Source organism: Curtobacterium sp. PhB191 (assembly GCF_004346515.1).
In the GTDB taxonomy this organism is placed as follows: Bacteria; Actinomycetota; Actinomycetes; order Actinomycetales; family Microbacteriaceae; genus Curtobacterium.
Genome location: NZ_SMBV01000006.1, coordinates 195,941 through 210,297 on the forward strand (window position 1 = coordinate 195,941; position 14,357 = coordinate 210,297).

Annotated in this window: 13 protein-coding genes; 3 read left to right on the forward strand and 10 right to left on the reverse strand. The window is 71.2% G+C overall.

Annotated features, from left to right (window positions below; genetic code table 11):
* Window positions 1–9: 9 nt before the first annotated feature.
* Window positions 10–771, reverse strand: a complete 762-nt coding sequence (locus EDF48_RS11730; protein WP_131880144.1) for an SDR family oxidoreductase — start codon at window positions 769–771, stop codon at window positions 10–12.
* A 154-nt stretch (window positions 772–925) separates the two neighbouring features.
* Here EDF48_RS11730 and EDF48_RS11735 point away from each other — a divergent pair, with 154 nt between their 5' ends.
* Window positions 926–1,399, forward strand: a complete 474-nt coding sequence (locus EDF48_RS11735; RefSeq protein ID WP_235035827.1) for an NfeD family protein — start codon at window positions 926–928, stop codon at window positions 1,397–1,399.
* Complete coding sequence (locus EDF48_RS11740; protein WP_131880146.1) at window positions 1,396–2,622, forward strand: SPFH domain-containing protein; 1,227 nt, start codon at window positions 1,396–1,398, stop codon at window positions 2,620–2,622. The genes EDF48_RS11735 and EDF48_RS11740 overlap by 4 nt, the downstream gene beginning before the upstream one ends.
* A 73-nt stretch (window positions 2,623–2,695) precedes the next feature.
* Here the strand turns inward: EDF48_RS11740 and EDF48_RS11745 are convergent, their stop codons facing one another.
* From EDF48_RS11745 to EDF48_RS11785, 9 genes are all read right to left on the reverse strand, one after another.
* Complete coding sequence (locus EDF48_RS11745; protein WP_111084006.1) at window positions 2,696–3,046, reverse strand: RNA polymerase-binding protein RbpA; 351 nt, start codon at window positions 3,044–3,046, stop codon at window positions 2,696–2,698.
* A 145-nt stretch (window positions 3,047–3,191) separates the two neighbouring features.
* The gene (lnt, locus tag EDF48_RS11750; protein WP_243698092.1) at window positions 3,192–4,784 is read right to left on the reverse strand and encodes an apolipoprotein N-acyltransferase; all 1,593 of its coding nucleotides are present in this window, start codon (window positions 4,782–4,784) and stop codon (window positions 3,192–3,194) included.
* Between the two features lie 11 nt (window positions 4,785–4,795).
* Window positions 4,796–7,240, reverse strand: a complete 2,445-nt coding sequence (locus EDF48_RS11755; RefSeq protein ID WP_123294401.1) for a DEAD/DEAH box helicase — start codon at window positions 7,238–7,240, stop codon at window positions 4,796–4,798.
* Window positions 7,237–7,989, reverse strand: coding sequence for a twin-arginine translocase subunit TatC (gene tatC, locus EDF48_RS11760; protein ID WP_111084003.1), 753 nt, complete (start codon window positions 7,987–7,989; stop codon window positions 7,237–7,239). The genes EDF48_RS11755 and tatC overlap by 4 nt, the downstream gene beginning before the upstream one ends.
* A gap of 180 nt (window positions 7,990–8,169) precedes the next feature.
* Entirely contained in the window at window positions 8,170–9,141 is a 972-nt protein-coding gene (locus EDF48_RS11765; protein WP_123937905.1) for a WYL domain-containing protein, read from the reverse strand.
* Entirely contained in the window at window positions 9,134–10,165 is a 1,032-nt protein-coding gene (locus EDF48_RS11770; protein ID WP_123294400.1) for a WYL domain-containing protein, read from the reverse strand. Before EDF48_RS11770 ends, EDF48_RS11765 begins: the two co-directional genes overlap by 8 nt.
* Before the next feature lie 71 nt (window positions 10,166–10,236).
* On the reverse strand, window positions 10,237–11,163 hold the full coding sequence (locus tag EDF48_RS11775; RefSeq protein WP_131880148.1) for a hypothetical protein: 927 nt from the start codon (window positions 11,161–11,163) through the stop codon (window positions 10,237–10,239).
* 43 nt (window positions 11,164–11,206) lie between these two features.
* Window positions 11,207–12,313 carry a tRNA (adenine-N1)-methyltransferase gene (locus EDF48_RS11780; RefSeq protein WP_235035825.1) on the reverse strand — a complete coding sequence of 369 codons (1,107 nt, stop codon included), beginning with the start codon at window positions 12,311–12,313 and terminating at the stop codon, window positions 11,207–11,209.
* Window positions 12,310–13,068: an HAD family phosphatase gene (locus EDF48_RS11785; RefSeq protein ID WP_243698093.1), complete on the reverse strand. Its 759-nt coding sequence runs from the start codon at window positions 13,066–13,068 to the stop codon at window positions 12,310–12,312. Before EDF48_RS11785 ends, EDF48_RS11780 begins: the two co-directional genes overlap by 4 nt.
* Window positions 13,069–13,218: 150 nt before the next feature.
* Between EDF48_RS11785 and EDF48_RS11790 the strand changes: the two genes are divergently transcribed.
* On the forward strand, window positions 13,219–14,154 hold the full coding sequence (locus tag EDF48_RS11790; protein WP_123312593.1) for a PAC2 family protein: 936 nt from the start codon (window positions 13,219–13,221) through the stop codon (window positions 14,152–14,154).
* The last annotated feature ends 203 nt before the right edge of the window (window positions 14,155–14,357 follow it).

Genomic DNA, 14,357 nt, shown 5'->3' on the forward strand with positions numbered 1-14,357 from the left:
CGCCCGACGCTAGCCGACGAAGCCGCTGACGTCGCCGACGAGCTTGGTGTGGTCGGCGGGGATCGGCTCGATCGCAGCGAGGGCGATCTCGGCCGCGAACTCCGACACGCTGTAGAGCTTGCCGACCTCTTGCCGGCGGCCCTCGATCGCGCCGGGGTTCAGGCGGTTCAGCAGGGTCGCGGTGATCGTGCCCTCGATCATGTCGCCGGAGACGACGACGAACTCGATGCCGGCGGCCTCGAGCTGCGGGATGAGCTCACGCAGGGCGAGTTCGCCGGCGCGCTTGCTCTTGGCCACGGGGACGTACTCGTCCATCGTCTCGGCGGTCTCGACGAAGTGGGCCTGGTGGCTCGTGACGAAGACGACGCGCGACCCGGCGGGCATGTGCGGCACGGCGGTCTGGAGCATGTCGACCTGCGCGTCGCGGTTCAGGCGGAGCGCGTAGTCCTCGCCGAGGCCGGACTCCATGCCGCCCGAAGCGTTCAGGACGAGCAGGTCGATGCCGCCCCACTCCTGCACGACGGTGTCGACGAGCGCCTGCACCGACTCGTGCTCGGTCAGGTCGGCGCCGATCGCCAGGGCGGAGCCACCGGCTGCGACGACCTTCTCGGCGATCTGCTCGGCGCGCTTTGCCTTGTTGCGGTAGTTCACGACGACCTTGGCGCCGGCCTCGGCCAGGTACCCGACGGTGTCGGCGCCGATGCCGCGCGACGAGCCGGTGACGACGGCGCGCGTGTCGGTGAGGGATCCGGGGGCGAGGGGGTTGCTCACAGTCGTGTTCTCCAGGTCGTGTTCCGGCCGGTCGGCCGCATCGAGCCTACCAATCGCCTGCACGGCCGACCGACCCTCCTGATATGTTGAACGGAGTTGTACCGGCCGTCGCGACGCTGCGAGCCACGGCGCGCGACCGAGGGAGGGAGATCGCGTGAACGGAATCGATTGGATCCAGACCATCGTCTGGATCGGACTCGTGTTGCTGCTGGGAGTGGTCGAGATCTTCACCCTCGACTTCATCTTCATCATGCTCGCGGCCGGAGCCGCCGGTGGGTTGATCGCCGCCCTGCTCGGCGCCCCGTGGTGGCTGTCGGCCATCATCTCCGCCGTGCTCGCGCTCGTGCTGCTGTCGCTCGTGCGACCGCGCCTGCTGCTCATGCTCGGCCGAGGCGCCGACCCGCACCGCACGAACATCGAGGGGCTCATCGGGCTCCCCGGCACCGTCGCCGTCGCGTTCACATCATCTGCTCCCGGTCAGGTCCGCCTGGCCAACGGCGAGACCTGGAGCGCACGGTTCGCCGTGGGCGCCATCGACCGCACACCGCCACTCGGCACCCCCGTGGTCGTCGAGTCGATCGAGGGGTCGACCGCGGTCGTGCGCCTCGCAGAAAGGGCCACCTCGTGACCATCTCACCCGGGACGATCGCACTGCTCGTCCTGATCCTCGTCGTCGTCATCTTCGTGATCGTCGTCCTGGCCAAGGCGATCCGCATCGTCCCGCAGGCCACCGCGGGCATCGTGGAACGCCTCGGCAAGTACCACAAGACGCTCTCGCCGGGCCTGAACCTGCTCGTGCCGTTCATCGACCGCCTGCGGCCCCTGCTCGACATGCGTGAGCAGGTCGTGTCGTTCCCGCCGCAGCCGGTGATCACCGAGGACAACCTCGTGGTCTCCATCGACACCGTCGTGTACTTCCAGGTCACCGACGCCCGCGCGGCGACCTACGAGATCGCGAACTACCTCGGCGCCGTCGAGCAGCTCACCACCACCACGCTCCGCAACGTCGTCGGTGGCCTCAACCTCGAAGAGGCCCTGACCAGCCGCGACAACATCAACGGTCAGCTCCGCGTCGTGCTCGACGAAGCGACCGGCAAGTGGGGCATCCGCGTCGGCCGTGTCGAGCTCAAGGCGATCGAGCCGCCCGTGTCCATCCAGGACGCCATGGAGCAGCAGCTGCGTGCCGAGCGGAGCCGTCGTGCCGCGATCCTGCAGGCCGAGGGCACCAAGCAGTCCCAGATCCTCGAGGCCGAGGGGCAGCGGCAGGCCGCCATCCTCGCGGCCGAGGGTGACGCCAAGGCCCAGGTGCTCCGCGCCGAGGGTGAAGCCTCGGCCATCGCCACGGTCTTCGAGGCCATCCACACCGGTGACCCCGACGACAAGCTGCTCTCGTACCAGTACCTGCAGATGCTCCCGAAGATCGCCGAGGGCACCGCGAACAAGCTCTGGATGATCCCGAGCGAGTTCACCGAGGCGCTGTCCGGCATCGCGAAGGGCTTCTCCGGCGGACGCAGTGGCAGCGGCCCGGTCGCCGGCGCCGGCTCGGGCGGGGACTTCCTCTCCCGCATCTCCAAGCTCGCGAACGAGAGCCTGGCGAACACCGCCGCTGCCGGGTCCGCCGGCACGACCATGCCGCGTGCGGACGCCACCGCCGCGGACATCGTCCCCGAGTCCGACCTCGACGCACGACTGGCCGAGTCGAACCGGAGCGTCGACGCGCACCTCGCAGCCGCCGACGACGCGACCGCCGAGAAGGTCGACGACGCACCGGCCCCGCAGACCGACGCCGCGCAGCACCCGAACGACGAAGCGTCGGGACACCGCACCAGCGACGGCTCCGGCCGACGCTGACCCGCACCACCACGAACGACGATGCCCGCCCCGGGGAACCGGGGCGGGCATCGTCGTTCGTCAGGTGGTGGTGTCAGGCACCGCGTCGTGCACGGAGGACCTGCAGGCGCTCCTCGAGGAGCTCCTCGAGTTCCTCGCGCGAGCGACGCTCGAGCAGCATGTCCCAGTGGGTGCGGGGCGCCTTGACGTCCTCTGCTGCGACCTCGACGGGGATGCCGTCGTCACCGAGCAGGCGTCCTTCGCGGCCGGAGCGTGGCTCCGACCAGGTCTGGGGCACGTCTGCGTCAGCGGAGAAGACGATGTCGAAGGTCTCCCCCGAATCGGTCTGGTAGACCGCGCGCTTGCGGTCCGAGAGCTCGACGCCCTCTTCGCTCTGGAGACTCTGACTCCCGAGCCGCATGCCGCGGAGACTCCGATCAGCCATGTGTGTGCTCCTCTCGCTCGTCTGCCCTCCACAACACTGTCCCACGCCCCGTCGTTCCCGACTGGGCGCATTCACAGTCCGTTCCCAGTGCGTGGCCCCGATGCACAGGATCACAGCCTCGGACGGACAGGGACGCGGCGGCGGATCAGGAGCGGTTGCGGCGTCCCCACGGTGCGCAGGCGAGCAGCACGAGGAGTCCGCCGAGCGACAGGAACAACGCGATCGACCCCGAAGCGAGCGACGCCGGAGTCGTCGAGGTACCGAGCGGCACGTCGGTCACCATCGAGGTCGCGGTGTACTCGGGGACCCGATCGATGGTGCGTCCGGACGGGTCGATGACCTGCGAGGCGCCGACGGTCGAGATGTTGACGAGGGACCGACCGGTCTCGATCGCCCGCATCCGTGCGATCTCGAGTTGCTGCAGGTTCTCGTCGGTGCCGGAGAAGTCCGCGTTGTTCGTCTGCGCGAGGATCACCTGCGCTCCCCCGCGCACCATGTCGCGGGTCAGCCCGTCGTCGACGATGTCGAAGCAGATCGCGATGCCCGCGTTGATACCCGCCACCGGCAGGACGTTCGGCTTCGTCCCCGGCGTGTAGTCGCGCTGCAGCAGGCCGATCAGGGACGGCGCGAGCTTCGAGAAGAACCACCGATCCGGCACGTACTCGCCGAAGGGCACCGGCCGTTTCTTGTCGTAGGACGACTGCCAGCCGTCGGCGGTCCACACGAACGAGGTGTTGTGCAGTACCCCGGACGGGGTCTGTGTGATGGCTCCGGCGACCAGCGGCGCACCGACCGAGTCGACGACGGCGTCGAGCGACGACGCGATCACGGGCTGCTGGCGCGGGTCGAACTCGGCGGAGGCCTCGGGCCAGACGACGAGGTCGACGTCCTTCGCCTCGACGTCGGTCGCCGCGACCTGCGAAGCCAGGACCTCGCCCGGCGCCGCACGGTCGAAGTACCCGGCTGGCCCGTTGCCCTGTACCGACTCGATCCGGATGGTGCCGGAGGTCGCGGTCGGCCATGCCGGCACCGCCAGCACGGCGGCGACGAGCAACCCGGCGGTCGCGACCCGGACCGGCAGCCGCAGGGTCGCGCCCGGCACCCGCGGGGACACGAGGGCGAGCGACACGACGACCGCGACGCAGTAGACGACCACGAACGTCACCCCGAGGACGCCGACGTACGCGGCGAGGTGGGTGAACGGGCCCTGCGACTGCGACAGGCCGACGCGCCCCCAGGCGAAGCCGCCGTACGGCCAGCTCCCCGAGAACCACTCGCGTCCGGTCCACAGTGCGGCGACCACGGCCGGGAGGCCCCACACACGTCCGGCGGTCGAGGGCACCAAGCGCGCGACCCAGCGGTACGCGAGGGCGATCGCGACGCTGCCGAGGGCGAAGAACGCCGCCTCCAACAACGCCAGTGCGAACCACGGGACGGGTCCCAGGTAGCGGCCGGCCCACGAGATGGCCGGGATCCAGAACGCGGCACCGGCCACGTAGCCGAGCCACGCGGCCCTGCGGGCACGCTGGCCCATCGCGGCGAGCAGCATGCACGCGAGCGCCGGGAAGGCCAGGAACCACCAGCCGGGTGACGGGAACGCGAGCGCGAAGAGCAGCCCGCCGATGACGGCCAGGGGCAGCGCGCTGCCGAGCGGGAGCGCCGCGAACGGGCCGTCCGCGACCGCACCGCGGCCCACGCGCGCGGGCACCCCGCGCACACCGGTCTCCGGAACCCGCACCGTGCCTCCTGTCAGACCGCGGCGTAGGCGACGATGCCGCGGCGCACCGCGTCGGTCGCACGTCGGGCGGTCTGGGCGAGGTCGTCGTCACCGGCGTTCCGGATCTGGTCGAGCAGGTCGATGACCTGCTTCGACCAGCGGACGAAGTCGCCGGCGGGCAGGTCGAGGGTGCGCAGGACGTCGTCGAGGGCCGAGCCGGAGGCCCAGCGGAACATGCCGACCGCCATCGCCGGAGTGGGCGGCACCGACCCGGCCAGACGGGCGTCGCGCTCGATGTCGTCGAGGCGCGACCAGATCGTCAGGGTCTCGTCGAGCGCCGGACGGAACGCGCCGCGCGGCAGTGCGTGCTCGGTGCCGGGGGCGTCGTCGCGGCGGGGCTGGTAGATGATCGTGGCGGCCATCGCGGCGAGCTGCGCCGGGGTGAGGTCCTTCCAGACGCCCGCCTCGAGGCACTCGGCGACGAGCAGGTCGCGGTCACCGTAGATGCGCTGCAGGCGGCGACCACCAGCGGCCACGGTGGCCTCGCCGTTGCCGGCGTCGACGAGGTAGCCGAGCTGCAGGAGCACGTCGGTGACCCGGTCGAACGTGGTCGCCACGGCACCGGTGCGGGACCGGATCTGCTGGAGCAGCTTGTCGTTGACGCGCTTGAGCTTCCACCAACGCTCCGCCCATCGAGCGTGCGCCTCGCGGTCGGGGCAGGCGTGGCACGGGTGCCGCTGCATCTGGCGACGGACCGCCGTGATCGCGGCCTGCCGTTCCTGCCGTGCGCCGTGCGAGGCCTCGCGCCCACCGGGCACGTTCGTGCGCTCGAGGTCGGAGAGCTCGCGGCGGAGCGTCGAGTACTCGGTGAAGTCGCCGAGGTGGCACTGCATGGCCTCGCGGTAGCCCTCGAGGGACTCCTGCTGCGAGCGGACCTTGCGGGCCAGGTCGACCACGGACCGGTCGGCCTGGAACTGCGCGAACGAGGTCTCGAGGACCTCACGCGTGCGCTGCCGCCCGAACTGGTCGATCAGGTTGACGGCCATGTTGTAGGTCGGCTTGAACGACGAGTTCAGCGGGTAGGTGCGTCGGCTGGCGAGCGAGGCGACGGCCTGGGGGTCGAGGCCGTCGGTCCACTGGATGACCGAGTGCCCCTCGACGTCGATGCCACGGCGCCCGGCACGCCCGGTGAGCTGGGTGTACTCCCCCGGGGTGATCGGGACACGGGCCTCGCCGTTGAACTTCTCGAGCTTCTCGAGCACCACCGTGCGTGCGGGCATGTTCACACCGAGCGCGAGGGTCTCGGTGGCGAACACCACCTTGAGCAGCTTGCGCTGGAAGAGGTTCTCGACCACCTCCTTGAACGCGGGGAGCATGCCGGCGTGGTGCGCGGCGACACCGCGCTCCAGGCCCTCGAGGAACTCCCAGTAGCCGAGGACGGCGAGGTCCTCGTCCGGCAGGGTGCGGCAGTGGTACTCCGCGGTCTCGCGGATCTCGTTGCGCTCCGGGACCGTGGTGAGCGACAGGCCGGAGCGCAGGACGTTGCGGACGCCCTGGTCGCACCCGGCGCGGCTGAACACGAAGAAGATCGCGGGCAGCAGCATCCGCTCGTCGAGCATGTGCGCGATGCGTTCGCGGTGCAGTTTCTCGGTGCGCGGCCCACGGCGGTCGTGGTATCCCCCACGCCCTCGTCCGCCACGGTGGCCGCCGCCGTGCCGTTCGCTGCGCGAGGCACCACCGACCATGCGGAGCAGTTCCGGGTTGACGCGGTTCGTCGCCGCCGCACCGCTGGAGTCGAACAGGTCGACCATCTTCGAACCGACCAGGACGTGCTGCTCGAGCGGGACCGGGCGGTCTTCCGACACGATGACGTCGGTGTCGCCGCGGACCGTCTGCAGCCAGTCGCCGAACTCCTCGGCGTTGGAGACCGTGGCGCTGAGCGAGACCAGCCGGACCTCGGTCGGCAGGTGCAGGATCACTTCTTCCCACACCGCACCGCGGAACCGGTCGGCCAGGTAGTGGACCTCGTCGAGGACGACCCAGGCCAGGTCGTCGAGCAGGTCGGAGTCGGCGTAGATCATGTTCCGCAGGACCTCGGTCGTCATCACGACGACCCGCGCCCGCGGGTTCACGTTCGTGTCACCGGTGAGCAGGCCCACCTCGGACTCGCCGTAGACCTCGACCAGCTCGGCGTACTTCTGGTTGCTCAGGGCCTTCATCGGCGTCGTGTAGAACACCTTCGCCGTCGGCTGCCGCATCGCCAGCCAGATCGCGAACTCGGCGACGATCGTCTTGCCCGCACCGGTCGGCGCGGCCACGAGGACGCTGCGGCCCTGGTCGAGCGCGTCGCACGCGGCGAACTGGAACGGGTCGAGGTCGAAGCGCAGGTCGGCGCGGAACAGCTCCAGGTTGCGGGAGCGGTTCCGGACCTTGGCGGCGGCGAAGCGCTCGGCCGCGCTGAGGTCCGCGCCCGTCACAGGCCGTACTCTTCGTCGAGCTTGGCCTGCTTCTTCGCCACCCTGCGGTCGTGGAACCAGGCCACGACGCACGCGGCGATGTAGAGCACCACCATCGGGACGGCCAGCAGGAACATCGAGATGACGTCGGCGCTCGGCGTGACGATCGCGCAGAAGACCAGGATGCACAGGATCGCGATGCGCCAGGACTTGATGATCGCCGCCGCCGACAGGACACCGACGAAGTTCAGCAGCACGATGAAGACCGGCAGCACGAACGCGATGCCGACCGCGACGATGAGCTTGATGACGAAGTCGTAGTACGCCTTCGCGTCGACGATCGAGGTGTCCTGGCTCGACACGAAGCTGCCGAGGATGCCGACGACGTGGGGCAGGATGTACCACCCGAAGTAGCACCCGGCGAAGAACAGCGGGATCGCGGTGCCGAGGAAGCCCCACACGTACTGCTTCTCGCGCCGCACCAGGGCGGGCACGATGAACGCCCAGATCTGGTAGAGCCAGACCGGGCTGGCGATGACGATGCCGATCGTGATCGCGATCTGCAGCTTGAGGTCGAACGCACCCGTGATCATCGGGAAGTTCAGCTCGGCCGTGTGTCCGCCGACCTTGGCGAGCTCGGCCACCGGTGCCCGGAGCGAGTCCAGCACGAACGGGGTCAGGAACCATCCACCGACCGCGGCGATGACCACGGCGATCACTGCGCGGAACAGGCGGTTGCGCAGCTCGATGAGGTGCTGCCCGAGCGACATGCGGCCTTCGGCGTCGTTGTCACGGCGCCCTTGCCGCCTCGCTCGCCCGCGCGCGGTCGTCGAAGCCATGGGTCGATCCTACGGGGTGGGGACCGACAGTTCGGCGCGCTCCGTGCGAACGCACATGCAGGAGCGGTCGGCGGCGGGGTTGCGACGTCAGCCGGCGGCGGGGTTGCGACGTCAGCCGGCGGCGAGGGCGGCGGCGGCGAAGTCCCGCACCGCGTCCCGCGCGGCAGGCGGGTCGAGCACCACGGCACGGCCGGGCAGCCCCGCGACGAGCCGGACCACGCCGTCGAAGCCGTTCGACGCCGCGAGCCGGATCCGCACGCGTGCCTCGGCGTCAGGGGCGTCCGCGGTGTCGGCGAGGAAGTCGGCCACGAGCGGCAGCGACGACGAGTCGAGCTCGACGGTGACGATGACGTCCTCTGCCGACTGCTGGAACAGCGTGTCCGGGATCACCACCTGGTCGGCCGACTTCTCCACCGCACGGTCGTCCACGCGTGCACCGGACATCCGGTCGAGGCGGAAGGTCCGGAGCGCCTGCCGGTCGAGGTCCCAGGCGCGGAGGTACCAGTCCGTGTCGATCGACTCGACCCGGAGCGGGTCGACCCGACGGGTGCCGCCCTGGGTGCGCGGACCGGCGTACTCGAAGGACAACCCGCGGCCGCCGGCCATCGCACGACGGATCGTGGCGAGCGCGACGTCGTGCAGGTCCTGCCCGACCGCGACCGTCGACGCGGCACCGCCAGCACCGCGCGACAGCTTCGCCATGAGTGCTCGGATGGCATCGCGGTCAGCGGCCTCGGGCAGCGCGGAGAGGTACTGCAGCCCGGCGATGAGCGCCGAAGCTTCTCGCGCGGACAGTCGTGGCGAGTCGTCGATGGCGACGAGGTTCGTCAGGACGATCATCTCGTTCTGGTCGAAGTCGTCCCAGGCGATGTCGAACAGGTCGCCGTGCTGGTACTGCATCGTCTCGCCGGGGACCCCCGACACCGCGATGAGCTCCACGGCTCGACGGATGCGGGCCTCGGGGACACCGAAGTGGCGCGCGGCCTCGGCCACCGAGACACGCTCGCGGTCGATCAGGTACGGCACCAGGGCGAGCAGGAAGGCGAGCTTGTCCTGCGCCTGCAGGGGTTGGGCGTCAGCCACGGGCGGACTCCTCTCCGTCGCTGTGGTCGCGCACGAGCGCACGGAGCCGCTCGACCACGCGCAGCCGCAGGTCCTCCGGCTCGAGCACCCGGACCTCGGGTCCGAACGCCGCGAGTTCCTCGGCCAGGATCTGCGGGTCGACGTGGTGCAGCACGAGTGCGCCGTCGGCGTCGGTCTCGGTGTCACGACGGCGGGCGAGCCGCCGCTCGGCGTCGGAGCCGGGGGTCACCGCGATGCGCGCCGTGCGGGCGGACCAGATCCGTTCGAGCTCGGCGAGCGTGCGCTCCCCCGCGCCCACCGGGGCGGTGTGCTGCCCGACGTCGTACTGCGTGACGGGTCCGACGATGCGTGAGAGCAGGTAGTTCTTGTCCGAGTCCGTGGCGAACTCGTGGGCGGCGAGCATCCAGCGGCCGCCGTGCTGCACCAGGGCGAGCGGGGCGAGCTCGCGACGACGGGCCTCGTGCTGGCCCGGGGTGATGTAGTCGAACCGGACGGCGGCACCGCGGTCGAGGGCGGAGCGGAGCGGCTCGAACGCCGCGTCGCGTGCTCGGAGCCGCGGGGCGTACGCGTCGACGCCGAGCTGGAGTGCGCCGTCGTCGTCCTCGGAACCCGCGGACCGGACCTTCAGCAGCCCGCGACGCGAGTCAGCGGACAGCGCGCCTTCGCGCCAGGCCATGGCGGCCAGCGACAGCAGGGCCGACTCGTCCGGGGTGAAGCGGACGTCGACGGGCAGGTCGTACTCGCCCTTCGGGATCCGGTAGCGCAGCGTCTGGTTGTTGCCGGCGGCGCCCGGTGTCTCGATGGTCTCGAGCGGGATGCCGAGCTCGCGGACGTCGTCCTTGTCGCGCTCGAACTGCCGCTCGAGCGAGGCGTTGTCCCCACCCGGTGTGAACCGCTGGCGGTAGCCCTGCACGTTGGTCAGGATCTCCGCCTTGGTCAGCCCGGACTCCGTCGAGAGCAGCGCGAGCACGAGGCTGAACAGCCGCTCCTCTGCGGGCACACGGGGCACACGGGTCGCTGGCACGAGGCGATCCTACGGCAGCGCGGGTGCACCGGAGTGCACCCGCGCCGCGGTCGGTGGACGGTGTGGGAGCGTCAGCTCGACATCGCTCCGAGCACGTCGATGACGTACGCGTAGGCGGTGCCCTGCTGGTTCACGACGGCCAGGACCTGGTCGCCGACGTGGTGCCCGACGATGGCGTTCCGCACGCCCTCGTCGACCTGGCCCTTGGTGAGCGGCACGGTCTGCGCGCCCGAGCCGTCGGTCCAGCTGGAGCCGGCCACGGACGGGTCAGCGCCCCACGTCACGGCGGTGTACTTGATGACCGCGGTGTCCTTGGCGGTGAGCACGCGACCGGACCCCTTGCGGAGCAGGTGCGTCTCGTTCGACTTCGGCGCGTTCCACGACGGGATCGTGATGCCGGGGGCGCCGGACGGTGCGAGCACGACGGCGGGCATCTTGTCGCCAGCGAGCTGCGGGGTGCCGGTCGCGCGGGCGTCGAAGGCCCGCTTGACGTCGATGACGGCGATGACGGCGTCCTCGGTCTTCGCCGACGAGCCGCTGTCGGTGGTCGCGCTGGTGTCCGAGCTGCTGAGGGCGCTCTTCGGCAGCGCGACGGCCAGGCGGTCGCCGACCTGCGCGCACTCGAGCGACTCGCCGAGGGCGCCGTAGTTGCTCGCACCGGCGGTGATCGGAGCCGTCTGCCCGGAGTACCCGCTGGTCTGCGCGACCTCGCCGGTGGCGCCGTCGACGAGCGTGTACTCGATCAGGACGGGGGTGCCGTCGTCGATCGTGCGGCCGTCGCCCTGCTTCAGGACGGAGACCTGCGTGCCCTTCGTGGTGAGTCCGCTCGGGATCGACACCTTCGGCTCCTTGCCGAACGCGCCGGTGGCCGTCACCGCTTCGGACGCCGCACCGGGTGCGGCGCAGCTCGAGGGGGTGGTGCCGGCGCCGTTCGAGGCGCACGCCGTGAGCGACGCCACGAGACCGATGGTGACCAGGAGTGCGGGGATGGTGCGCACGGACCCTCTTTCCGTTCGATGCAGGACGGGCACGACCGTCAGCCTACCGTTCGCCGTCGGTCGGCTCGGACGCGTCGCTGACGGGCTCGGACCCCTCGGCAGCGGCTGCTGCGGACCCGGCCTCGGCAGCGGCGACCTTGCGGGCCTGTGCCGCCGACTGCCGTGCGACCTTGCGGAGCTTCTTGTCGCTCGTCGCGCGCTCGCCCACGGCGCCGGGGGTCCAGGCTTCGATGTCCTCGTCGGAGAACTCGACCTTGCCCGCGCGGCGCTTCAGGTTCGGCAGGACGGTGCCGTCGGCGAGACGACGGGCCGTGATGAGGAACCCGGTGTGCCCGACCATGCGGTGGTCCGGTCGGACGGCGAGCCCCTCGACGTGCCAGGTGCGCACCAGGGTCTCGCTCGGCATCGGGTCGGTGAAGCGGCCGGTGTCGCGCAGGGCCTCGGCAGTGCGGGACAGCTGGGTGACGGTCGCGACGTAGCAGACGATGAGTCCGCCGGGCACGAGGGCGTCGGCTGCGGCGTCGACGCACTCCCACGGCGCGAGCATGTCGAGCACCACGCGGTCGACACTCTGCTCGTCGACGGCGCCGGGCAGCTCCTCGACCAGGTCTCCGACGGTCACCGACCAGTTGTCCGGGACGGCGCCGAGGAACGTGCCGACGTTGCCCTGTGCGATCGCGGCGAACTCCTCGCGACGCTCGAAGGACTGCAGCTGCCCCGTCGGACCGATCGCCCGCAGCAGGAACAGGGAGAGGGCACCGGAACCGACGCCGGCCTCGACCACCCGGGCGCCCGGGAAGACGTCCGCGAACGCCACGATCTGGGCGGCGTCCTTCGGGTAGACGATGGCGGCACCGCGCGGCATCGACATCACGTAGTCGTTGAGCAGCGGACGGAGCGCGAGGTACTCGTCGCCCGTGCTGGCCCGGATCACCGAGCCGTCGGGCTGGCCGATGACGTCGTCGTGCCGCAGGACCCCGCGGTGCGTGTGGTACTCGCCGGCGGTCTCGAGGGACAGCGTCGTGAGCTTGCCCTTCGGGCCGGTGAGCTGCACTCGGTCGCCGGCCCGGAACGGGCCACGCGGCGGCGTGTGGGGCGCGCCACCGGCGGTGTGCGGCAGGGCCGCTGTCGGGTCGTCGGTGTGGCTCATCGGGTGACTCCCTCGGTGTCCGCAGCGTGCGCCGGGTCAGGAGCCGGGCCTCCCGTCACGGCAGCGCGCGCGGCCAGCGCCGGCCCCGTCAACTCGACCAGGCGGTCGACGTCGACACCCGACAGGGTGGTCAGGTGCACGTCACCGCCGGCGATCTCGGACAGCGGGACGATGTGCTCGACGGCGACCGTGACGGCGCCGGAGGCGACGGCCGAGGCGACGCCGGTGGCGGAGTCCTCGATCGCGACGCACGCGGTCGGCTCGACGCCGAGCTGGGCGGCGGCGGAGAGGTAGGCGTCCGGGTACGGCTTCGGACGGTCGACGTCGTCACCGGCCACGACGACGCGGAACCCGCGCTCGCCCAGTGCCTCGGCGGCGACGAGTGCCATCTTGCGGCGGGACATCGTCACCAGCGCGGTGGGGATGCCGCGGGCGTGGAGCTCCTCGACGAGTTCGCGGGCACCCGGGCGCCACGGCAGCTCACCTGCGCGCAGGTGCTCCATCACGTATTCGGTCATCCACTGGATGATCTCCTCGACCTCCATGTCGACGCCCTTGGCGCGCAGGAGCTCGCCGGAGCGCTCGAGGCCGGAGCCGACCAGGGACAGGCCGTCCTCGTGGGTCCACTCGGCGCCGTAGCGGTTCGTCAGGTCGACCTGGGAGCGCTGCCAGATCGGCTCGGTGTCGATGATCGTGCCGTCCATGTCCCACAGCACGGCTGCGGGCGGGACGAGGGCAGGAGGATGCGCGGTCACGGGCGACGAGTCTACCGGGGCCGTTCCGCTGGGCGCGGACGGGCATGCCCGCGGGCGTCGCCGGGGCCTACAGTGGATGCCTGCATCGTGTCCGGCCGGGTGCCTCGTCGTGCCCGCCCCGCTCCGCTCCACCACCAGGAGGTCCGCTCCGTGCCACAGCACTCCCCCTTCAGCGACGGCCGGTTGCTCGTCGTCGCCTTCGAGGGCTGGAACGACGCCGGCGAAGCCGCGAGCGGACTCGCCCGCCGCATCGTCGAGTCCCTCGGGCTCGACGAGCTGCGCGAGCTCGACGGGGAGCGGTACGTCGACTACCAGTTCAACCGTCCGACCATGGGATCCGACGAGACCGGCGCCCGCGGGGTGCAGTGGCCCCGCATCGTGCTGCACGGCCCCGGGGCCGAGGGCCGTCCGGTCATCGGCGCCACCGGCTCCCCGACCGACCGCGACGTGTTCGTCCTCGTCGGTCCGGAGCCCTCCCGCACCTGGCGCGGCTTCTGCGCCGAGATCATCGACCTCGCCGACGTGTACTCGATCGACGCCGTCGTCTTCGTCGGCGCGATGCTGGCCGACGTGCCGCACACCCGACCGATCTCGGTCTTCGTCTCGAGCGAGAACGCAGGCGTCCGCACCGCGTTCGACGTCGACAAGTCCTCGTACGAGGGTCCGACCGGCATCCTCGGCGTCCTGGCCGACGCGATGGACAAGGCCGGGCTGACCACGCTGTCGCTCTGGGCCTCGGTCCCGCACTACGTGCACAACTCGCCGTCGCCCAAGGCCACCCTCTCGCTGCTCGACAAGATCGAGGAGCTCACCGACGTCACCGTGCCCCGTGGCACCCTGCTCGACGACGCCACCGAGTGGGAGGACGGCATCGACGCCCTCGCTGCCGACGACGAGGACATGGCCTCGTACATCGGGCAGCTCGAGCAGGCCCGCGACACCGTCGACTCCCCCGAGGCCTCGGGCGACGCGATCGCGCAGGAGTTCGAGCAGTACCTGCGGCGCCGCGAGCACAAGGACGGCAAGGACGGCGGTACCGCTGGTGGCGAGGGGCCCTGGCGGCCCCCGCAGCCGCCCCAGCAGTAGCCGACACCCCGCTCGGTTCCGCCGAGAGGTCGCGGACTGTCGGCTGCCGCCAGCCTCGGCGACAGTTCGTGACCTGTCGCCGGCACGCACGCGACGTGTTGCGACCGCACGGCGGACGGGAGGCACGGGGCGGGTCCGCCACGGGCCTCCCGTCCGGGGGTCGCGAACGGTCACGGCAGCCCGCTCACCTCCGCAGGGTGGTC